15 protein-coding genes and 1 pseudogene are annotated in these 22,377 nt (G+C 66.6%); 14 read left to right on the top strand and 2 right to left on the bottom strand.

Going from position 1 to position 22,377, the window contains the following annotated elements; genetic code table 11:
- Positions 1-35 precede the first annotated feature (35 nt).
- Positions 36-3,527, bottom strand: a complete 3,492-nt coding sequence (locus QM741_RS10855; RefSeq protein ID WP_415207715.1) for a S8 family serine peptidase — start codon at positions 3,525-3,527, stop codon at positions 36-38.
- Positions 3,528-3,720: 193 nt separating this feature from the next.
- Here QM741_RS10855 and rlmM point away from each other — a divergent pair, with 193 nt between their 5' ends.
- From rlmM to QM741_RS10830, 5 genes are all read left to right on the top strand, one after another.
- Entirely contained in the window at positions 3,721-4,767 is a 1,047-nt protein-coding gene (rlmM, locus tag QM741_RS10850; RefSeq protein ID WP_415209112.1) for a 23S rRNA (cytidine(2498)-2'-O)-methyltransferase RlmM, read from the top strand.
- A gap of 211 nt (positions 4,768-4,978) precedes the next feature.
- A complete protein-coding gene (locus tag QM741_RS10845; protein WP_415207714.1) occupies positions 4,979-5,620 on the top strand; it encodes a TVP38/TMEM64 family protein in 642 nt (213 codons plus the stop codon).
- A gap of 193 nt (positions 5,621-5,813) precedes the next feature.
- Positions 5,814-8,504, top strand: coding sequence for a glycosyltransferase (locus QM741_RS10840; RefSeq protein ID WP_415207713.1), 2,691 nt, complete (start codon positions 5,814-5,816; stop codon positions 8,502-8,504).
- 102 nt (positions 8,505-8,606) lie between these two features.
- Complete coding sequence (locus QM741_RS10835; protein ID WP_415207712.1) at positions 8,607-10,400, top strand: autotransporter assembly complex protein TamA; 1,794 nt, start codon at positions 8,607-8,609, stop codon at positions 10,398-10,400.
- Positions 10,401-10,584: 184 nt separating this feature from the next.
- The gene (locus QM741_RS10830; RefSeq protein ID WP_415207711.1) at positions 10,585-14,442 is read left to right on the top strand and encodes a translocation/assembly module TamB domain-containing protein; all 3,858 of its coding nucleotides are present in this window, start codon (positions 10,585-10,587) and stop codon (positions 14,440-14,442) included.
- Positions 14,443-14,517: 75 nt separating this feature from the next.
- On the opposite strand, the gene QM741_RS10825 is transcribed toward QM741_RS10830, so the two are convergent.
- Positions 14,518-15,342, bottom strand: a complete 825-nt coding sequence (locus QM741_RS10825) for a universal stress protein (RefSeq protein WP_415207710.1) — start codon at positions 15,340-15,342, stop codon at positions 14,518-14,520.
- On the opposite strand from QM741_RS10825, the gene QM741_RS10820 reads away from it, so the two are divergent.
- From QM741_RS10820 to ccoP, 9 genes and pseudogenes are all read left to right on the top strand, one after another.
- The gene (locus tag QM741_RS10820; RefSeq protein ID WP_415207709.1) at positions 15,341-15,496 is read left to right on the top strand and encodes a hypothetical protein; all 156 of its coding nucleotides are present in this window, start codon (positions 15,341-15,343) and stop codon (positions 15,494-15,496) included. The genes QM741_RS10825 and QM741_RS10820 overlap by 2 nt on opposite strands.
- Positions 15,497-15,506: 10 nt before the next feature.
- Positions 15,507-16,934, top strand: coding sequence for a bifunctional enoyl-CoA hydratase/phosphate acetyltransferase (locus tag QM741_RS10815; RefSeq protein ID WP_415207708.1), 1,428 nt, complete (start codon positions 15,507-15,509; stop codon positions 16,932-16,934).
- The gene (locus QM741_RS10810) at positions 16,931-18,115 is read left to right on the top strand and encodes an acetate/propionate family kinase (protein WP_415207707.1); all 1,185 of its coding nucleotides are present in this window, start codon (positions 16,931-16,933) and stop codon (positions 18,113-18,115) included. The genes QM741_RS10815 and QM741_RS10810 overlap by 4 nt, the downstream gene beginning before the upstream one ends.
- Before the next feature lie 142 nt (positions 18,116-18,257).
- Positions 18,258-18,500: pseudogene (locus QM741_RS10805) on the top strand (MBL fold metallo-hydrolase); the annotation flags it as partial.
- A 21-nt stretch (positions 18,501-18,521) separates the two neighbouring features.
- Positions 18,522-18,857 (top strand): ArsR/SmtB family transcription factor, encoded by a 336-nt coding sequence (locus tag QM741_RS10800; protein ID WP_415207706.1) that lies wholly within the window; start codon positions 18,522-18,524, stop codon positions 18,855-18,857.
- Positions 18,858-19,169: 312 nt separating this feature from the next.
- Positions 19,170-20,636 carry a cytochrome-c oxidase, cbb3-type subunit I gene (ccoN, locus tag QM741_RS10795; RefSeq protein ID WP_415207705.1) on the top strand — a complete coding sequence of 489 codons (1,467 nt, stop codon included), beginning with the start codon at positions 19,170-19,172 and terminating at the stop codon, positions 20,634-20,636.
- A gap of 10 nt (positions 20,637-20,646) precedes the next feature.
- A complete protein-coding gene (gene ccoO, locus QM741_RS10790; RefSeq protein ID WP_415207704.1) occupies positions 20,647-21,309 on the top strand; it encodes a cytochrome-c oxidase, cbb3-type subunit II in 663 nt (220 codons plus the stop codon).
- Entirely contained in the window at positions 21,306-21,461 is a 156-nt protein-coding gene (locus tag QM741_RS10785) for a cbb3-type cytochrome oxidase subunit 3 (protein WP_415207703.1), read from the top strand. Before ccoO ends, QM741_RS10785 begins: the two co-directional genes overlap by 4 nt.
- Positions 21,458-22,372, top strand: coding sequence for a cytochrome-c oxidase, cbb3-type subunit III (gene ccoP, locus QM741_RS10780; RefSeq protein ID WP_415207702.1), 915 nt, complete (start codon positions 21,458-21,460; stop codon positions 22,370-22,372). The genes QM741_RS10785 and ccoP overlap by 4 nt, the downstream gene beginning before the upstream one ends.
- The last annotated feature ends 5 nt before the right edge of the window (positions 22,373-22,377 follow it).

Genomic DNA, 22,377 nt, shown 5'->3' with positions numbered 1-22,377 from the left:
CCAGCCACGAGGCCGACTGCGCCCGTTGCGGTCGATCAGTTTTTCGCATTGACCTCGATGGCGAAACTGCTTGCGGGAATCTGCCCCAGAGTGGCTTCGTCCCGATAGCTGGTGCCGAAGCAGACATACGTCGACGCCGAGGTATCCGGCGCGTAACCTGCACTGGCGGCGCTGAACGTCAGCGTGGTCGGCGTGGGCCCCGACACCACGCCAGTGCCCGCGTTCGGCGTCAGCGTCAACCAGGACGGAACCGCGCCGCACGCGGCTTGCGTGGTGATCGTCATCGCCAGGCCCGGCCCGTACCAGTTCGTGCCGTCGTTGGCCCACGCATCGCCCTCGGCGGAACTGATATACGCCCAGTTCGTGCCGTTGCCGTACCAGCTCGCATCCCAGTTCCAGCCCTCGGTGCAGCCGTAGCCGTCGCCCTGGTCGTTGCACGGCAGGTCCGGATAGACCGAAAGCCAGTAGCGTCCCGCGGCGAGCGCCGTCGACTGTCCGGCGGCCGTCAGATCGAGGCTGATGGTGTCTCCCGATACGCTCACGCCCGCGCCTCCGGCGGTCGAATCGTAACTCCATACGGCCGTGCTGCCGGGCAGGCCGTTGTCGTCGGCGTAGATGCGCCAGTGCAGCGGCAGGCTCGCGCCGAACGAGGACAACGGATTGACCGCCGCGCCCGGCACCGCGATCGTCGCCAGATCGACGCCACTCCCAGAAACGACGAAGTCGTCGGCGAGGAATTGGTCGAGGTCGCCCTCGCCGGCATCGAGGTAGTGCGTGCTGGTGAAGTAGTAGTAGCCTTCGTTGTCCTTCTGGTCGGCCCAGACCAGCGACGCGACTCCGTCCGACTTCGGCGAGAAAGCCATCGTTCCGCCGCCGGTGTTGGCGAAATCGAGCGTGGCGCTTGCGCTCGCCTTGCCTCGCAGGTCGATGTCGACGACATTGGTCGCGGTCGTGACGGACGCTGCCGGCACGGCGACGGCGATCGGCAAGTGCAGGTCCGGCAGTGGCTGGTAGCCGGGCAGGCTGCTCGACGGCCAAAGCCGCACGGTGCCGGTGCTGTAGGTGCCGCCGGACGCGAGCCCTTTGGCATTCACGGTGAACGTCAACGTGACGGTTGCGCCTGCCGCGACGGTGAACGTCGCCGGGGAAACCGCGACCTTGGCGGCCAGGTCCCCGCTCACGCTCGCCGTCCACGCCACCGCCATCGACTGCGTGTTGCGGAACGTGCGGGTGAAGCTGCACGATCCCGCGCAGTGGAAGTTCTGCAGGCTGGCGAGGTTGAACGTGCTCGCATCGCCGCCCTGGGTGGGATCGCCCGCGTAGAAATTGTCCAACGTCTCGTCGAGCACCAGCCCCGCCGCCGCGGCATTGTTCACCTGGACGCGACCCGAGCCGACGTCGTAGGGATCGGCCGCCGTCACGCCGTCGGCCTTGGTGACGGCGGTCGTCGCCGTCATCATGAGCGCGGATTTGATTTCGGCCGCGCTCCAGTCGGGATGCGCCTGCACCAGCAGTGCCGCCGCGCCGGCGATGTGCGGCGACGCCATCGAGGTGCCGCTCAGGAAGGCGACGCCGTCGGGATCGTCGTCCGCAACGATCTGGCCATCTGTCACGGTCGCGTTCCGGTATGCGGCCAGCGTGCCGACGCCCGGCGCGGCGATGTCGGGCTTGATCACATCGAACGGCACCGGCGTCAGCACCGGGCCGAGCAGGCTGAAATCCGCAAGGACGTCGCCCTGCATCGGCAATCGCGAACTCGGATAGCCGAGCCCGGCCGTACCCTTGCCGCCGTTCGCGTCGAGAAACGCCTGCAGCGCGAGACCCTGGGCCTGGCTGACCGAGAACACCGGCACGCCGAGCACCGGCGGCCCGACCGTGGGGCTGAAGCCGCCTTCGACGCGATTGTCCGAGATGACCACGGCAACGGCTCCCGCCGCGATCGCATTGGATACCTTCACTGCAAAGGTACAGGTGCCGCGGCTGGCCAGCGCGATCGAATTCTTGAATGCGCCGGCCGGATAGCCGTCGCAGCCGTCCGCGCCGTGATCGGGTGCGTCCGCGCTGCCGGCGTCGCCCGCGTCGAACTCCGGGCTGAGCACGATTGGCGTCGTCGATGGCAGCGGCGAATCCGGCGTCAACGGCGTGTCGTAGGTTCCCTCGACCGGGCTGATGGCCTGCAGCGCCGCCGGCGGCGTGCCGGGTCCGGTCACGCTGAATTTCACGTCGGCGTCGGTCGCTGGCGGCGTCGTCGCCGCGACCGTCGTCACCCACGGCAGCGCGTTGCCGAGCGTGCCCGCCGTCTGCGCGGCCTGGCGCGGGCAGGTCGACGCCGCCTGCGTGTTGCCGGCCGACAGCGCAACGAAGATGTTCGCATCCTGCGCGGCGAGAAAGCCCAGTGCGACCGGGTCGTCCCAGTAGTTCGGCTCGTAGCAACCGCCGAACGACAAATTGATCACCTGGACGACGTGATCGTCGATCGCGTCCTCGATCGCGCCGAGTTCGGACGCATCGCTGGCCGAGCCGCTGCCCGGCGCGGTGATGCTGAAGATGGCAAGGTTCGCGTGCGGCGCGATGCCGGCCAAGTTCGCGTCGAGCGCATAGACCTCGCCCGAGCGCGCATTGCCGCCGGCAGTGCTCGCGGTATGGCTGCCGTGGCCGTTCGTGTCCTCGACGTTGACGCCATCTTCGCCCTGGCCGCGGCTGTATTCGTCGTAGACGCCAATGACCTTGTCGTTGCAGCCGCCGAAACTGATGCCCGCCACGCCGCAGTCGCCGAGGTAGTTGCCGCTGCCCAATTTGTTGGTCACCGTGTAGCCGCTGGCGTCGGTTGCCTGGAACGACGGACTCTCGCTGTTGTAACCCGTATCGATGACGCCGATGACGACGCCGTCGCCCTTGACGCCCGAAGCGCCGTCCAGATCGCCGAACAGGCTGTCCAGCGTCGGATAGGTGAATCCGGGCGCGGGCGCGCGCCGGCCGCTGCCGCGCCAGAGCTGGTCGGCGCCGATGAAGCGCGAGGTGACGTCGTCGCTCGGATAGATCGTCCGGCTCGGCACCACCGCGGCGACGCCCGGCAACGAACGCAGCTTCGCGGCCTCGCGCTCGCTGAGCGTCACCGCCGCGCCGTTGATCGCGTACTGGTACGTGCGCGAAAACGCGACGGTTCTGCCGATGGTCTTCTCGATCTCGCGCTTGTGCTGTGTCTGCGCGGCGATCAGGCTCGAACGATAACTGCGCGCGACCTCGCTGCGCGTATCCAGATAGGCGTGGCCACTGGCGTCGCGGGCGAACGGGATGGCGGCACGCGGAGCGGCATCGCCGGCCTTGCCCGCGCGCAGCGCGCGATTGCGCAACGCGACCGAAGGCTCCGAGAACATCACGATGTAGGTCTTGCCGGCGACGCTCGCCGCGCTGTTCGCGCCCTTGGCGCGCGCCGTCACGGGGCCGGCCTGCGCCGCAGCGGTCGTTGCCAGACATGCGGCGATCGCCGCCGCGAGAAAGCCGGGCCGAATGAAATTCGAAATCATCTGTCGCTCTCCTTGTTGCGTTGATGTCGAAAAAGCGCGCCGCGCGAGCACGGCCGTATGTCGTTGCTTGCGCCCGGTGAAATGACACCGGGGCAGGCATGCGCGCTTGCCGAATAGGCGGGATTTTCCCCAACGGCTAGACTTTACGCCCCACCGCACTCGCATATCAACCCGCTTGAACCCGCTCCATTCCATTCACGGCGTCATCCTGTATTGCCGCGCCGGATTCGAAAGCGAATGCGCGCAGGAAATCGCGGCGCTCGCCGCAAGCCACGGCGTGGCCGGTCACGTGCGCGCGCTGCGCGATGACGCCTTCATCGAATTCGTCACGGCGACGCCTGGCGAGGATGCCCTGCCCCGCCTCGCCGATCCGCGCGCGCTGATCTTCGCGCGGCAAGCGCTGCCGGTCGTCGCGCAACTGCGCGACCTGCCGTCGCGCGATCGCATCGCCCCCATCCTCGATGCGCTGCGCGCGATCGACGCGCGCTGGGCCGAAGTTCTCGTCGAAGCGCCCGACACCAACGACGGCAAGGCGCTCGCGACGTTCTGCCGCAGCTTCGGCAATGCCCTCGTCGGCGCAATGAAGCGGATGCGGCTGATCGACGCCGCCGCGCCCCGGCGGCTCCACGCCTTTTTTCCACAAAGCGATAAAGTATATTTGTGTGCAGCGGAACCGTCGCGCGCGTCGCCGTGGCCGCGGGGCATTCCACGGCTGAAGTTTCCGCGCGAGGCGCCGAGCCGCTCCACGCTCAAGCTCGACGAAGCCTTCCTCGTCCTGCTCGACGAGAACGAACGCGAGCGCTGGCTCCAGCCCGGCATGAGCGCGGTCGACCTCGGCGCCGCGCCAGGCGGATGGACGTACCAGCTCGTGCGCCGTTCCGTGCGCGTCGTCGCGATCGACAACGGGCCGATGGACGCGGCGCTGATGCAGTCGGGCCTCGTCACCCACGTGCGCGCCGACGGCTTTCGCTGGCGGCCGCCGAAGCCGGTCGACTGGCTAGTCTGCGACATGGTCGAACAGCCGCGGCGCGTGGCCGCGCTGGTCGCGCAATGGCTGGCCGACGGCGCCTGCCGGCGCGCGATCTTCAACCTCAAGCTGCCGATGAAGAAGCGCTACGACGAGACGCTGCTGTGCCTTTCGATCCTGCGCGAGGCGCTCGGCGCCAAGGGCGACATCCGCGCCAGGCAGCTCTATCACGACCGCGAGGAAATCACGGTGTTCGCACGACGCACTCACTGATGTCATTCCCGCTTGCGCGGGAATGACGGATGCTTTGGAGTCTTTCAAGCATATCGGACTCTCCTCGCGACTCGCCGTAGCGAAAGATTACGCCGGCAACCGTTCTCCGCTATCCTCGCCGGCCTATTGGCGCCGACCGGCATTCGCATCACCGATGAAACAACTGCGTTCATTCTGGCCTCTCGCCGTTCTGATCTGCATCGGCGTAGCCTTGTTTTTCTCCGGAGTGCTCGACCGCTTCGCGCCGGCGCACCTCGCCGCCGAACAGACGCGTTTGCAGGCGCTGATCGGCGAGCGTCCGATTCTCAGCGCGCTGGCCCATATCGGCGCGATCACGCTCGGCATCGCGACCGGGCTGCCTGGCATGGTCGTACTGATCATGGCCGGCGGCATGCTGTTCGGCGTCGTCACCGGCGCATTGCTCAACATCGTCGGCGTGACGATCGGCGCGTTGGTCCTGTTTCTCGCCTCGCGCCGCGCATTCGGCGATCACGGCGACGACAACAAGGCGCCCGGCCTCGTCTCGCGCCTGCGCGACGGCTATCTGGCGCAACCGGTCAGCTACACGTTCTTCCTGCGCCTGGTGCCGTTCTTCCCGTTCGGCGGCGTCACCGTCGCGCTGGCCTGGCTGCGCTGCCCGCTGTGGCTGTTCGTCACCGCGACCGCGATCGGCGGATTCGCGATGACCGGCATCGAAACCTGGTTGGGCGCCTCGCTGGCGAAGAACATCGGCACGAACAAGGCGATCGGCACGGACCTGCTGCACGACCCGCAGGTACTGTGGCCGATGATCGGGCTGGTGCTGCTCGCGCTCGTGCCGATCGCGGTCAACAAGCTGCGTGCGCCGAAATGATTTTCTTCCCTTCTCCTTCCGGGAGAAGGTGCCCGAAGGGCGGATGAGGGAAGAGCACAACAATTTTCACCGAGAAGGAGAATTGGAAAGCTCTTCCCTCATCCGGCGCTGCCGCACCACCTTCTCCCGATGGGAGAAGGAGAGCCGAAGAAATTGAGGCGCGGTAGCGCTTCGGCTATCCTGCGACGCTCGAATGCGCGTTGCCGCGCAGCAAGATCAACAAGGCCCCGGTTTGAGTTCCGTAGCGAGACCCTCCTCTCCGCTTTCGTTCTGGCGCGCCGCCGTGCTCGCGATCCTCATCGCGCTGGCGAACGTTGCGCTGTGGGCGGTACTCAATCGGCCCAGTGAAGTACCGGAATGGGACGGCAAAATCACCGGCATCGCCTACAACCCGTATCAGCGATTTCAGGGGCCGAACAACGGCATATTTCCAACCATTGAGGAAATCGATGCCGACCTGAAGCTGCTCGCAACGCGAACGGATCGCATCCGCACCTATTCCTCAATCGACAATCCGGCAGTGCCAGCGCTGGCAAAAAAATACGGCATCAGGGTATTGGCGGGCACATATCTCGATAGGCGCTGGCAGCGCAATGAAGACGAGATCGCAGCGCTCATCGAAGCCGTACGCCAAAACGACAACATTGATCGTGTCAGTGTCGGCAATGAAACCCTGCACCGACAGGATATGGGCTTCGACGAACTTGTGGCCTACATCGATCGCGTTCGTGCACAACTGCCGCCGCGCATTCAAGTCTCTACAGCTGAACCGCCCTACATCTGGCGCAAGTATCCGAAACTTGCAGAACATGTCGATTTCATCACCGCACATCCGTACCCGTACTGGGAAAAAATTCCGCGCAAAGATGCCGTTGGGATCGGTTTGCTAGGCACTTATGTTCAGATGCAGAGCGAATTTCCGGGTAAAAAAATTCTGATTGGCGAAGTCGGCTGGCCATCCGCGGGCGATCGCAATCAAGTTGCCATCCCGTCTGTGGAAGACGAGGCGCAGTTCATTCGCCAGTGGGTCAAAGAGGCAAGCTGGCGCAAGCTCGACTACTACATCTTTGAGGCGTTCGACCAGCCCTGGAAGGAAAGTATCGAAGGCCGCGTCGGTGCCTATTGGGGTATATACGGCGCCGATCGCCAGCCGAAGTTTTCGTTTACCGGAAAAATCATCGAAGATCCAACCTGGCCGCGCAAGGCGATCATCGCCTCGCTGCTCGCGCTGCTGCCGATGTTCTTCTTCGCGCGGCATTTCATGCGCTTCCGCTGGCAAGGCGTCTTGTTCTTCTGCGCGCTGATCCAGCTCTCGGCTTCGCTGCTAGTGTGGTCGGCGACGCTGCCGCTCGCGTTCTACCTGAGCCCGTTCGACTGGACGATGCTGATCGTGCTGTTCCCGGCCCAACTGGCGATCATCCTGACCTTGCTGATCAACGGCTTCGAATTCACCGAGGTGCTCTGGCACAAATACTGGCTGCGCGGCTTCGGCCTACTCTCGCCCGGCCCCGAGGAGAGGCAGCCGTTCGTGTCGATCCATCTCGCCGCGTGCAACGAACCGCCCGAGATGGTGATCCTCACCCTCGATTCGCTCGCCGCGCTCGACTACGAGAACTTCGAAGTGCTCGTGATCGACAACAACACCAAGCGCGACGAGGTGTGGAAGCCGGTCGAGGAGTACTGCGCCAAGCTCGGGCCGAAGTTCCGCTTCTTCCATCTCAACCCGTGGCCGGGCTTCAAGGCCGGCGCGCTGAACTACGGCCTCGAGGTGACCGACCCGCGCGCCGAAGTCGTCGCCGTGGTCGACGCCGACTACGCCGTGCGCGCCGACTGGCTCAAGGCGCTGACCGGCTATTTCAACGACCCCAAGGTCGCCGTCGTGCAGTGCCCGCAGGCGCACCGCGACTGGGAGCACAACGCATTCCGGCGCATGACCAACTGGGAGTACGACGGTTTCTTCCGCATCGGCATGCATCATCGCAACGAGCGCAACGCGATCATCCAGCACGGCACGATGACGATGGTGCGCCGCGACCTGCTCGAATCGACCGGCAAGTGGTCGGAGTGGACGATCTGCGAGGACGCCGAGCTCGGCCTGCGCCTCATGCACGCCGGCTACGATCTCAACTACGTCGACGAGATCATGGGCCGCGGCCTCACCCCGGCCGACTTCACCGCCTACAAGTCGCAGCGCTACCGCTGGGCGTTCGGCGCGATGCAGATTCTCAAGGGCCGCTGGAACTGGATGACGCGCAAGGGTCCGCTCACGGCCGGCCAGCGCTTCCACTTCCTCACCGGCTGGTTCTCGTGGTTCGCCGACGCGCTGCACATGGTGTTCACCGGCCTCGCGCTGTGGTGGACCGCGGGCATGCTCGCCCTGCCTCAGTACTTCGCCCTGCCGCTGGATCTCTTCATCTATCCGATCATCGGTTTCTTCGTGTTCAAGGCCGTGATCGGCATCTGGCTGTACCGCGTGCGCGTGCCGTGCGGCTGGAAGGACACTATCATGGCCTCGATCGCGAGCATGGGCCTCTCGCACGCGATCGCGCGCGGTATCTTTCTCGGCCTGTGGAAGAAGAAAGGCGAATTCGTGCGCACGGCCAAGAGCCGGCGCCTGTCATCGAGGCCAAATCCGTTCACCGCGGTGCGCGAGGAGCTCCTGATGTTCGTCGCGATCGTGTTCGCGATCGCCGGCATGTTCGGCCTGCCCGGCTTCATCGATCACTGGATCAACGGCACCGCCGAGGCGCCCGGCACGCGCCATTTGACCGACTACGCCGAAGGCAAGCTGTGGATCTTCATCCTCGCCGCGCAGGCCATACCGTACCTGTCGGCGCTGATCGGCGCGATGGTCGCGGCGCGCTCGGGCGAGAAGAGTGGCTGAGGCCGCGCGCCTCGTCCGCGCGCTTTCACAACCTGATAACTTCACGCCCACGAGCGCCATGTTATAAACGTTCGAACGTTGCAGCGTAGGGAAACGATCCGCTTGAATCGCCGCGCCCTCCAGCACCTGATCGCCCTCTTCGCCGCGCTCGTCAGCGCGACGGCGCAGGCCGGCACGATCACCACGCAGATCGACGGCGTCGACGACCCGCTCAAGGCCGCGGTCGCCGCGGCCGCAGAGATCACGCAGTACGAGAAGCAGGACGTCAGCGCGGCGCAGGCGCAGCGCCTGTACAAGAATGCCGGCGAGCAGATCGTCAAAGCACTCGAAGCCTACGGCTACTACAACGCGAAGACCGACGGCGAACTCAAGGAAACCGCGCAAGGCTGGAACGCGATCATCCACGTGCGTCCGGGCGAGCGGCTCGCGGTCGGCGACTACACGGTCGAGGTGCCGAGCCCCGCGCGCGAGGAAAAGGAAGTCGCCGTCGCGCTCGCCAACTTCACGCCGAAAGCGGGGCAGCCGTTCGACAGCACCGCCTACGAGAAGAGCAAGGCCGCGGTGCAGTCGGCGCTGTTCTCGGTCGGCTATCTCGACGCGAAGCAAACCGTGCACAAGGTCGAAGTCTCGCGCAGCGCGAACCGCGCGGCGATCGCGCTCAAATGGGACGTCGGCGAGCGCTACCGCTTCGGCGACGTGATCTTCAAGGGCAGCCAGCTCAACGACGGCGTGCTCGACCGCTACATTCCCTGGCGCAAGGGCGACTTCTACAGCCAGACCCGGCTCCTGCGCCTGCAGCAGAAGCTCGTCGACGCCGACTACTTCGCCATCGTTGACGTGCAGCCTGACAAGGACAAGGCGCAGGGCAACGAGATCCCGATCGACGTCACGCTCGCGCCGGCGCCGCGCAACATCTACACCGCCGGCGTCTTCGTCGATTCGGACATCGGCCCCGGCGTCAAGGGCAGCATCACGCGGCGCTGGGTCAACGGGCGCGGGCACAAGGCCAAGATCGAGGCCGAGATCGCGCAGCGCGAGAAGATGCTCGCCGGCACGTACACGATCCCTCTGCCCGGCGACAACAACCGCGCCTACAACTTCGGCGTTGCCTACCGCGACATCGACACGGAAACCGTGCAGTCGGATACGCTGCGCCTGACCGCGAACGAAACGCGCTACTGGCACGGCTGGAACCGCACGATCGGGGTCAATGCGTTGAGCGGCACCTACACCGTCGCCAACATCGACGGCAGTTCCACCGTCGTCTATCCGGAGTTTTCGCTGACGCGGAAAAAGATGGACGACAGCGCCTTCGTGCGCAACGGCTACTCCCTGAGCCTCGATGCGACCGCCAGCCCCGGCCCGTCCACGCGCTTCGCTTCCGCGCGCGCCGACGCGACGTGGATTCGCGCGTTCGGCGATTGGCAGCGCCTCGTCGTGCGCGGCTCGCTCGGCGCGATGGAAGTCGGCGACTTCGACAAGCTGCCGCCCGAACTGCGCTTCTTCGCCGGCGGCGACCGCTCGATCCGCGGCTACGCCTACCAGACCATCGGCCCGCCGCTGCCGGCGGACCTGCTGCCGATCGCGCTCGCCCGCTGCGCGAGCGGCCGCTCGGGCACGGATTGCAACAACCTCATCATCGGTGGCACCGACCTCGCCGTCGGCAGCATCGAATACCAGTACTTCGTCACGCCGACGATCGGCGTGTCCACCTTCGTCGACGCAGGCGATGCGTTCAGCGGTTTCGGCAACTACAAGACCCACCTCGGCACCGGCCTCGGCGTGCTCTGGAAATCGCCGGTCGGCATGGTGCGCGCCTACCTCGGCGTGCCGGTCAACGATCCGGAAAACCGACACGGCGTGCAGTTGCATTTGATCATCGGACCGGATTTATGAGTCACGCTGCGCACTCGCGCATTGAAATTCCTCCCCTCTCCCCCCGGGAGAAGGTGCCCGCAGGGCGGATGAGGGAAGAGCCTCGCACTGAACTCGCGCGCGGAAAAATTGAAATGCCTTTCCCTCATCCGGCGCTGCCGCGCCACCTTCTCCCGATGGGAGAAGGGAAACATGAGGCGCACCAATGAAAAAATGGCTCAAACGCATCGGCATCGCGCTTGCGATTCTCGTCGCGCTCATCGTCGCGATCGCCTGGTGGCTGCTCGCGACCGAATCGGGCGCGCGCTTCGCGGTCGAACGCGCGAAGTCCTCGCTGGCCGGCAAGCTCGCGCTCGCGCAGGCGAAGGGCACGCTGACGAGCCCGCTCGAACTGCACGACGTGACCTACAAGGACCCGGCCTCCGGCCTCGACGTCAAAGTCAAAACCTTGAAGCTCGACTACGAATTCTGGGGCCTGCTGCGCAAGACCGCGCATGTGCGCAATCTCGACATCGACGGCGTCGAGGTGGCGCTGACCACGGTGCCGCCGACGACGCCGCCACCGCCGGTCGCGACACCGTCGATCCAGTCGCTGCTCACGCCGCCGCTCGACATCCTGCTCGACCGCCTGCACGTCGGCGCGGCCAAGATCGCGCAGGACGGCAAGCCCGTGTTCGCCAGCGACAGCCTCGACGCCGCGGCGACGTGGACCGCCTCCGCGCTGACGGTCAAGCAGCTCGCGCTGCGCGCGCCGGACGGCAAAATCGATCTCGCCGGCGCGATCACGCAGTACAAGGACGTCGTCGGCAAGGGCAAGCTCGATGTCGACTGGAAGATTCCAAGTGACCCGAACAAGCAAGGCGCATCGTCGGCGCCGATGCGCGCCATCGCCATGATCGACCTCGACAACGACGGCAAGCAGGCGCATTTCGCGCTCGCGGCGAGCCAACCGCTCGTCGCCAATGCCAAGGGTTCGCTGACGCCGAACGAATCGAACCTGCCGTGGACGCTCGACCTCGACGTGCCGGCCTTCGACCCGAAGAAACTCACGCAAAACGACACGCTCAAGACGCTGGCGCTGAAACTGTCGGGCGCAGGCGACAAGAACGCCGGCACGCTGACCGGCAGCGTCGACCTCAACGACCATCGCGTGCTGCTCGATCCGCTCAAGTTCGCGAGCGACGGCAAGACGCTCACGCTCGACCCGCTGCGCCTGCGCTCGCCCGAAGCGCGGGGATCGCTCACCGCGCAGGCAGTCGTCCATCTCGATGCGAAACCGGTCGGCGGCGAGGTCAAACTCGACTGGGCCGACGTGGTGCTGCCGGCCGACCTCGCCGGGCAGGAACTCGCCACGCACGGCAGCATCGCCGCGGGCGGCAACGCCGACAAGTTCAATGCGCACGGCGAGCTGTCGATCGGGCCGCCGAAGCAGGTCGCCGACCTCGCCTTCCAGCTCGACGGCACGCCGGAAAAGATTTCGCTCGCCCAACTCGAACTGAAGCAGCCCAAGGGCGGCCTCGATGCGACCGGCGACGTGGTGCTCAAGCCCAAGCTCGGCTGGAACCTCGTGGCGAAGGCGACCCGGCTCGATCCGGGCGCTTTCGCCAAGGACTGGCCGGGTTCGGTCGATTTCCAATTGTCCACCAGTGGAAATGTGGAAAAAGACGGCCCGCTTGGCAAACTCAAGCTCGAAAGCCTGAGCGGCACGCTGCGCCAACGCCCACTCGGCGGCAGCGGCGATCTCGCCTTCGCGCCGCCGCTCAACGTCGACGGCAAGCTCGACGTGTCGTCGGGACCGAGCACGGTCGCACTCGTCGGCAAGGGCGGCGCGAGCAAGGACGCGCCGACCGACCTCAAGATCGACCTCGGCATCGCCAGCCTCGGCGACTGGGTGCCGAAGGCCGGCGGCAGCATCCGCGGCAATATCGCGGTCGACGGCGCCTATCCCAAACTCAACGCGAACGGCAAGGTCACCGGCGCCAACATCGTCAGCGGCGACACGCACCTGCAGGGCTTCACGCTCGACTTCGACGCGAAGGACCTTTCCGCGCCGAGCGGCAAACTCACGCTCGACGCGAAAACCCTGTCGGCCGCCGGCTATACCTTCGACACGGTCAAGCTCGACGCGCACGGCAACCAGGCCGCGCACCAACTCGCGCTCGACGTCCACGGCAAGCCGCTGTCGCTCGCCCTCGCCCTCGACGGCGCGCTGACCCAGAACAAGAACGCGAGCGACTGGCGCGGCACGCTGAAAGAACTGACCCTGGACCAGCAAGGCCTGCCCGAGTGGAAACTCGCTCAGCCGACCGCGTTGTCCTATGCCGGCGGCGTGTTCAATCTCGACCAGCTATGCCTGAGCGCCGGCGTGTCCGGCATCTGCGCACAGGCGCGGCAGGACGCGAAAACCGGCACCGACGCGAAGTTCTCGCTCGAGCATCTGCCGCTCGCGATGCTGGCCAAGCTCGGCAGCCCCGACTCGACCGTCAAGCTCGACGGCGAACTCAACGGCAACGGCGCGATCCTCGCCGCGCCGAATGGCGCACTGAGCGGCAACGCGACGATCACCTCCGACCAGGGCACGATCGTCTATCCCGACTCCGCTTCGAAGGCGCTGCTGAGCTACAAGGGCTTGCGCATCGATGCCGCGCTTGCGCCCGCGCAGAACACGATCGACATCGCCGGCGACCTGAACGACGGCGGCCGCATCGACGGCCATATCGTCACCGGCGCGGCGGATGCCGCAGGCGCGATGCCGCTGTCGGGCAATCTCGCGCTCAACATCAACAATCTCTCGTTCGTCGATTTCCTGACGACGCAGCTTTCCGGCACCAAGGGCAAGGTCGAAGCGAAGTTCGCATTGTCGGGGAACACCAGGCAACCCGGCATCGACGGCCACCTGGCCCTCGTCGACTTCGGCACCGAAGTGCCCGCGGCCGGCATCAAGCTGCGCGACGGCAACATCAGCGTCGCCTCGCGCGACGGCGCCAATTTCGACATCGACGGCAGCATCGCCTCCGACGAAGGCAAGCTTGCGATCAAGGGCAAGGCCGGCGCCGCCGCGAACGCGCCGCTGGCGCTGACGATCCAGGGCGACAACTTCCTCGCCGCGAACATTCCGGGTGCGAAGGTGCATATTTCGCCCGATCTGAAAATCGACCGCGACGACAAGCGCCTGCGCATCGGCGGCACGGTGCAGATTCCGCAGATGTTCGTCGACATCTCGAAACTGCCCGGCGGCGGCGCGGCGGTCGCGCCTTCGCCCGATATCGTCGTCACCGACGAGGAGGCGCCGCCTGCCGCGGCGGCGCTGCCGGTCGAGGTCGAAGTCACGGTCAAGCTCGGCGCGGGCGAGAAACTCTCGATGGACCTGCGCCAGGGCACCGAGGTACACCTGATCGGCTTCGGCCTCGACGCCAATCTCGGCGGCCAGCTTACCGTCGCGCAGCAGCCCGGCAAGACGCCGATCGGCCGCGGCCAGATCGAAGTCAACGGCACGTTCAAGGCCTACGGGCAGGATCTGACCATCGAGCCGGGCGCCGGCCGACTGCTGTTCGCCGGCACGCCGGTGGAGAATCCGGGCCTCGACATCCGCGCCACGCGCGCCTTCCCCGACCAACAGATCACCGTCGGTCTGCAGGTGCGCGGCACCGCGATCGCGCCGACGCTAACCGTGTTCTCGACGCCGGCGATGGAACAATCCGACGCGCTCTCCTATCTCGTCGCCGGCAAACCGCTGTCGCAATTGAAAGGCGGCGAAGGCAACGCGGTCGGCAGTGCCGCCTCCGCGCTCGGCACCGCGGGCGGCGACCTGCTCGCGAAAAGCGTCGGCGCGAAGATGGGGCTCGACGACGTCGGCGTCGCCGACAATTCCTCGGTCGGCGGTGCGGCGCTCACCGTCGGCAAGTATCTTTCTCCACGTTTATACATGAGCTACGGCGTCGGCCTGTTCACGCCGGGCCAGGTCGTCACGCTGCGCTACAAGCTCACGCGCCTGTTCAATTTCGAGATGCAGAACGGCACGCTGTCGAGCCGCGCGGGGATCAACTATCGCATCGAGAAATGAGGCCCGCGCCCGCCAGGCGCGCATCGATTCAAGAGGCGGGCGTCGATACGCCCGACGTCGATCGGCAACCTTCGCTCAATGCCGCATGAATACGGGAATCGCCGCATGCTCGAGCGCGTGCCGCGTGGCGCCGCCGAAGAGCCATTCGCTGAAGCGCGCCCTGCCGTAGGCGCCCATGACCAGCAGGTCGGCCCGCGCTTCGCCGGCGACCGCGAGCAACGCCGCGCCGGCCTCGTCGTCGCCGGTATCGAGCAGGCGCTTGCGCACCTTCACGCCATGCTGCACCAGATAGGCTTCGACGTCTGGCGTCGGAACGCGCGTAACCGCAGCCAACGGATCGACGAATTCTCCGTGAATCAGGGTGACGTTCTCCGCGCGGCGCAGCAGCGGCAGCGCCGAATGCATCGCGCGCACCGATTCCGCCCTGCCGTTCCATGCGACCGCGATCGACTGGAACGCGGCCGCCGGCATGCGGTCTTCCGGGACGACGATGCAAGGCACGCCGCAGGTCAACAACACCTGGCCAACCTCGGCAACCCCGCTCCACCCGGTTTCCCCGCGCAAACCGAGCACGAGCAGATCGTGCCAATTGCCCGTCTGCGCCATCGCCTCCCGCATCCCGCCCTCGATGACGAGCCAGTCGTTCGAGGCGACGCCGAGGCCGCAAGCCCAGGCGCAGAATTTCTCCCGTTGCCCAAGCGCCTCTGCGATCTGTTCGTTGGTGAATCGGCGGATCTCGGCAACGAGTTGCATCGCCGCATACGACGGCACGATCGTGACCGGCTCTTGCACGTAAACGGCGTTCAGCCTCGCGCCGAAGCGCGCCGCCAGCGACGCCGCGTAGCGCATGCTCGGCGTGAACGTGCGGTGATTGCTCGCGTAGACCAGGATGTCGCGCATGATCCTCTCCGATGCCATGTCGGTCATGGCATTCATCATGGCCCCGACTGCGCCGCATGGCTTTGACCCCGGTCAAGAACTCGTGTTCGCTCCCCGCTGTTCGAGCCTTCCGCACGAGCGGGAGCATGCGGGAATCGTGCGGAAAACCCTATGATACGAACTCCATGAACGACACCACTCCCCTTTCGCCGGCCGCCGACGACCGGCGCACGATCCGCAACCGCACCTTCGACGAGATCGCGTTCGGCGACGAGGCCGGGCTCGAACGCACGCTGACCGCGGCCGACATCCAGTTGTTCGCGGCGCTGTCGGGCGACCTCAATCCGCAGCACCTCGATCCGGCCTTCGCCGCCTCGACGCGCTTCCACGGCGTGATCGCGCACGGCATGTGGGGCGCGGCGCTGATTTCCGCCGTGCTCGGCACGCAGTTGCCGGGGCCGGGCACGATCTATCTCGGCCAGACGCTGGAATTCCTCGCACCCGTGCACGTCGGCGACACGCTCGAGGTGCGCGTCAAGGTGACCGCACGCGACGCGGCGAAGAAACGCCTCACGCTCGCCTGCACCTGCGTCAACCAGGACGGCAAGACCGTGATCGCGGGCGAAGCGCAGGTGAGCGCGCCGACCGCGCGCATCGAGCGCCCGCGCGCGACGCTGCCCGAAGTGCGCCTGATCGACGCCGCGGGCAAGACCCTGCTCGACGCCGTACGCCCGCTCGGCGCGATCCGCGTCGCGGTCGTGCATCCCTGCGACGAGGCCAGCCTCGGCGCAGCGCTCGACGCGGCACGCGCGGGCCTGATCGAACCGCTGATCGTCGCGCCGCGCGCCAAGATCGACGCCATCGCCCAGAAAGCGGAACTCGACCTCGCCGGCATCGCGATCGAGGACGTGCCGCACAGCCACGCCGCCGCTGCGCGCGCGGTCGAACTCGCCGGCGACGGCCGCGTCGAGGTGCTGATGAAGGGCGGCTTGCACACCGACGAGATCATGTCCGCGGTCGTCGCCCACGACTCGCCGCTGCGCACCGCGCGGCGCGTCTCGCACTGTTATCTGATGCATACGCCGGCCTACCCGCGCCCGTTCATCATCACCGATGCGGCGATCAACATCGCCCCGACGCTCGACGAGAAGGCCGACATCGTGCGCAATGCGATCGACCTCGCGCAGACGATCGGCGTGGCCGTGCCGCGCATCGCCATCCTGGCCGCGGTGGAAACCGTCAACCCGCGCATGCCGGCGACGCTCGACGCGGCGGCGCTGTGCAAGATGGCCGACCGCGGCCAGATCGCCGGCGCCACGCTCGACGGCCCGCTCGCGTTCGACAACGCGATCTCGGCCGCCGCTGCGCGCATCAAGGGCATCCAATCGCCCGTCGCAGGCCGCGCCGACGTGCTCGTCGTGCCCGACCTCGAAAGCGGCAACATGCTCGCCAAGCAGCTCGAATACCTTGGCGGCGCGTCGAGCGCCGGCATCGTCATGGGCGCGCGCGTGCCGGTGATCCTGACCAGCCGCGCCGATTCGCGCGAGACGCGTATCGCCTCGTGCGCAATTGCCGCGCTCGTCGCGCACCGCCGCCGGATTGGCAAGACATGAGTGATTTCATCCTCGTCCTCAACTGCGGCTCGTCGAGCATCAAGTTCGCCCTGTTCGACGCCGGCACGACGCCGCTGCCGCGCGTCGCGGCGTGGAGCGGCAAGATCGAGGGCATCGGCGGCGCGAACGCGACGTTCGCCGAAACGGGCGCGGCCGACGCAGCGATTGCGCTGGACGAGGCGCAGCCCTACCACGCCGCGCTCGACCATATTCGCGAACGCGTGCGGATACGACTCGGTGGCGCGCGCCTGAAGGCGGTCGCGCACCGCGTCGTCCACGGCGGCGCCAAGTATTCCGCGCCGGTGCGCGTCGATGCGCAGGTGCTCGCCGACCTCACCGGCTACATTCCGCTCGCGCCGCTGCACCAGCCGTTCGCGCTCGAACCGATCGGCGCACTGCTGCGCTCGCATCCCGACCTTGCGCAGATCGCCTGCTTCGACACCGCGTTCCACCACACCATGCCCGACGTGGAGAAACTTCTGCCGCTGCCGTTCGACGCCTGGCAGCGCGGCCTGCGCCGCTACGGTTTCCACGGCCTGTCGTACGAGTACCTGTCGATCGCGCTCGCCGAACGCTGGGAAAACGCCGCGCGCGGGCGCACGATCTGCGCCCATCTCGGCAGCGGCGCCAGCCTGTGCGCGATGGACGACTTGCGCAGCGTCGCCACGACGATGGGCTTCTCCGCGCTCGACGGCCTGATGATGGGCACGCGCTGCGGCGCGCTCGATCCCGGCGCGGTGCTGTACCTGATGGAAATCGAGAAGCTCAGCCTGCACGACGTCGGCCAACTGCTCTATCACCGCTCGGGCCTGCTCGGCGTGTCGGGCCTGTCGGCCGACCCGCGCGAACTGCTGCAGAAAGAAGCGGGCGACGAGCGCGTGTGGCTCGCGCTGTCGCTCTACGTGCGCCGCATCGTGCGCGAAATCGGCGCGCTCGCCGCCGCGCTCGGCGGCCTCGACTTGCTCGCGTTCACCGCCGGCATCGGCGAGCACAACGCGGTCATCCGCGAGCGCGTCTGCCGCGCGCTGCACTGGCTCGGCGTCGAGATCGACGACGGCGCCAACGCGGCCCACGCGGCGCGGATCTCGACGCCCGCAAGCAGAATACGCGTCGCGGTCGAGCCGACCAACGAGGAATGGATCGCCGCGCGTCACGCGCTCGCCCTGCTTTCCGCCACCTGAGCGCCGCAGCGCGCATTGAGTTTTCTTCTTATCAGATTTATATTAGAAATATCGAATATACGAATATGAATATATGGAAAGCTGGCTCATTGCATCGTTCGGCGGCGCCCTGATCGGCCTCGCGGCCGTGCTGCTGATGGCGGCGCTCGGCCGCGACGCGTTCGTCTGCGAGACCACGGTCGGCGCTGAGCGCAACAGCAACATCCATGTGCGCGGCGGCGTCGGCGAAGACGCATTCGTGGAACTGCGCAACGCGCGCGACGCGACGCTGGCGATGCCGGCCTTGCTGCTGCCGTCGGTGCAGGTCAACATGCGCGCCGGCCGCTTCCCGCCCGCCGAAGGCAACGGCATCCGCTATCTGAAAATTCCGCTCGACGCGCTGTGAGCGCGGTATCCTCGCCAAGCCATGAAACGCGCCCGCACCCCCGCGAAAAAACCGCGCGCCGACACGGCGGCCGCGGCGATGCAGCGCCACGCGGACGAAGCGGTCGCCGTGCTCAAAGGCCTGGCGAGCCGCAACCGCCTGCTGCTGTGCCGGCTTTTCGACGGCGAACGCTCGGTCGGCGAACTCGCGCAAGCACTCGGCCTCGCCCAGAGCGTCGTCTCGCAGCACCTGTCGCTGCTGCGCCGCGAAGGCGTCGTCGCCGGCCGGCGCGACGCGCAATCGATCCGCTACCGCATCGCCGATGCGCGCGTGCGCAAGCTCATGGCGACGATGTTCGCGCTGTTCTGCAAGGACTGAGAAGGCGTCTGCAGAAAATTCCGCGCTCTGCTCTCGCGCCGTCCGCTTGTGGGGGAAGGAACGGCCAGGCTTCTTTGCGGACGTTTTGTAAATGGAACGCGCGGCAACCGGCTCGAGTAGGAATTTTTCCACCTGCGGACCACGGCGCGAATTGATCTCGGTCAATTTGCCGCGCAGCAACACGTGAAAAAATTCGCATGATTGAAGTCGTGAACCGGCCATCGCGGGCGTGCGCGTCCACGAGGTGCCTGTCATGCGCCGGGAAAGCATCCTGCTTCGAGATCGATCGGCAACGTCCTGCGAGGAATGTCCATGCCCAATACCGAAACCTACAACGACCACGTCGTGCGCCTGTTCCTCTTGGCCTCGGCGGTATGGGGCATCATCGGCATGCTCGCCGGCATGTACGCCGCGGCCGAACTGGCGTGGCCTGCGCTGAACCTCGACATCCCCTGGCTGACCTTCAGCCGCCTGCGCCCGGACCACACCTTCGGCGTGATCTTCGCCTTCGGCGGCTCGGCGCTGATGGGCACCTGTTACTACGTCGTCCAGCGCACCGGCCACACCCGCCTCGCGCTCGGCAAGCTGGCGAACTTCACCTTCTGGGGCTGGCAGCTGATCTGCGTGCTGGCGATGGTGACGATGCCGCTCGGCATCACCCAGAGCAAGGAATACGCGGAACCGGAATGGTTCATCGACATCCTCGTCGCGGTCGTCTGGGTATCGTTCGGCGTGGTGTTCTTCGCCACGCTCGCGCGCCGGCGCATCCGCCACATCTACGTGGCCAACTGGTACTACGGCGCCTTCATCATCGCGGTCGGCCTGCTGCACATCGTCAACAACCTCGCCGTGCCGGTGTCGCTGTTCAAGTCGTACCCGATCTATTCCGGCGTGGTCGACGCGATGGTGCAGTGGTGGTACGGCCACAACGCGGTGGCGTTCTTCCTGACCGCGGGTTTCCTCGGCATGATGTACTACTTCGTGCCGCGCCAGGCGCAGCAGCCGCTGTGGAGCTACCGCTTCTCGATCGTCAATTTCTGGGCGCTGATCTCGGTCTACATGTGGGCCGGCTCGCACCACCTGCTCTACACCGCCCTGCCCGACTGGGTGCAGTCGGTCGGCATGGCGTTCTCGCTGATCCTCTTGATGCCAAGCTGGGGCTCGGCCGCCAACGGCCTGCTCACGTTCAACGGCTCGTGGCACCGGCTCAAGGACGATCCGGCGGCGAAGTTCATGGTCATCGCCCTGGTGTTCTACGCCGCGGCGACGTTCGAAGGTTCGATGATGGCGATCAAGACGGTGAACTCGCTGTCGCACTACACCGACTGGACCATCGCCCACGTCCACTCCGGCTCGCTCGGCTGGGTCGCGATGATCACGATCGGCTCGCTCTACGCGATGGCGCCGCGCGCGCTCGGCCGGCCGGCGATGTATTCGCGCAAGGGCATGGAACTGCATTTCTGGTTGCACGTGTCCGGCACGCTGGTCTACGTCATCGCGATGTGGATCGCCGGCGTCACCGAAGGCGTGATGTGGCGCACGACCAACCCCGACGGCTCGCTGACCTATCCGTTCATCGACAGCCTGCTCGCGATCAAGCCGATGTACATCCTGCGCTGGTTCGGCGGCGTGCTGATCTGGCTCGGCATGTGGGTGATGGCGTGGAACCTCTGGTACACGGCGGCCGACGCGCGCGCCAAGATCATCAAGCCGATTCCGGTGCCGATTCCCGACCCCGAACCGCACCAGATCCCGGCCCCATTGCCGGTCGCAGGCTGAGGAGACGACGATGGCTGGTGGATACAAGTATTTCGAAGCGATCGAGAAGCATGCCGGCCTGCTCGGCATCCTGACCGCGATCATGGTCTCGATCGGCGGCCTCGCCGAGATCACGCCGCTGTTCATGCGCGCACACGAAGTGAAGCCGGCCGTGGGGGTCAAGCCCTACGACGCGCTGCGCCTCGCCGGCAAGGACATCTACGTGCGCGAGGGCTGCTACCTCTGCCACACGCAGATGATCCGCGCGCTGCGCGCCGAGACCGAACGCTACGGCCACTATTCAACCGCGGAGGAATCGGTCTACGACCGTCCGCACCAGTGGGGCTCCAAGCGCACCGGGCCGGACCTCGCGCGCGTCGGCGGCAAATACAGCGACGAATGGCACATGGTCCACCTGCGCAATCCGCGCGCGGTCGCGCCGGAGTCGAACATGCCCGACTATCCGTGGCTGTCGCAGGCTTGGGCCGATGCGGACGAGATCGTGAAGAAGATGAAGGTGCTACGCATGCTCGGCGACCCGTACACCGACGACGACATCGCCAAGGCTCCCGCAGCGGTGAAGGGCCACACCGAAATGGAAGCGCTGGTCGCCTACCTGCAGGGCCTCGGCATCGCCAACGAGCCGGCCAAGGCCGCCGGCGCCGCGGCGCCGGCGAAGGGGGCTGCGCCATGAACGAACTCTGGGGCCATCTCACCGGCGCGCTGATCGTGCTGATGATGCTGACCTTCATCGGCATCTGGATCTGGCTGTGGCACAGCGGTCACAAAGACAAGTTCGACGCGCTCGCGCGTCTGCCGATGGAAGACGAAGGAGATCAACGATGAGCGCATTCTGGTCCGGCTGGATCATGTTCTTGATCGTGCTCAACCTCGGCATCACGCTGTTCCTGTTCGTGTGGGGTCAGTTCGTCAAGATTCCGACCCAGGCCGACGGCACGAGCGGACACGTCTGGGCGCACGGCGTGCTGCGCGAGGGCGTGCGCCGGCTGCCGATTTGGTGGGTGATCCTTTCCGCATCGATGTTCGCGGTCGCGATCGGCTATCTCGTGCTCTATCCGGGTTTCGGCGCGTACAAGGGCGCGATCGGCTGGAGCGCGCACACGCAGCTCGCCGACGACAAGGCGGCGAACGACGCGAAGCTCGACCCGGTTCTGCAGGGCTTCGACGGCCGCAGCATCGAGCAGCTCGCCGCTGCGCCCGAAGCGACGCGCATGGGCCAGCGCCTGTTCGTCGACAACTGCGCCGCCTGCCACGGCCTCGACGGCCGCGGCGGCCACGCCGTCGGCGCGCCCGACCTGACCGATGCCGACTGGCTCTGGGGCGGCACGCCCGAGACGATCGTGAAGACCATTCTCGACGGCCGCACCGGCACGATGCCGCCGTTCGGCGCCTCGCTCGACACGCAGCACGTCGAGCAACTCGCCAACTACGTGCTCAGCCTGTCCGACTCGCCCAACACGCCCGCGCTCGCCGCCGAAGGCAAGCCGCAGTTCGGCGTCTGCGCCGCCTGCCACGGCCCCGAAGGCAAGGGCAATCCCGCGCTCGGCGCGCCGAACCTCACCTACGCGAAGCGCCTCTACGGCAGCGACCTCGCCATGATCGAACAGACGATCAAGGACGGCCGCATCGGCACGATGCCCGCCTGGCGCCAACGCCTCGGCGAGCGCGACGTGCGCCTGATCGTCGCGTGGATCGTCGCGCAATCGCACGCCAATGCGGAAACGGCCGCGCGCTGAGGCCG

The sequence above is a fragment of the Rudaea sp. genome (genome assembly GCF_047601565.1).
GTDB lineage: Bacteria > Pseudomonadota > Gammaproteobacteria > Xanthomonadales > Rhodanobacteraceae > Rudaea.
This window is presented reverse-complemented; position numbering and strand designations above follow the sequence as displayed.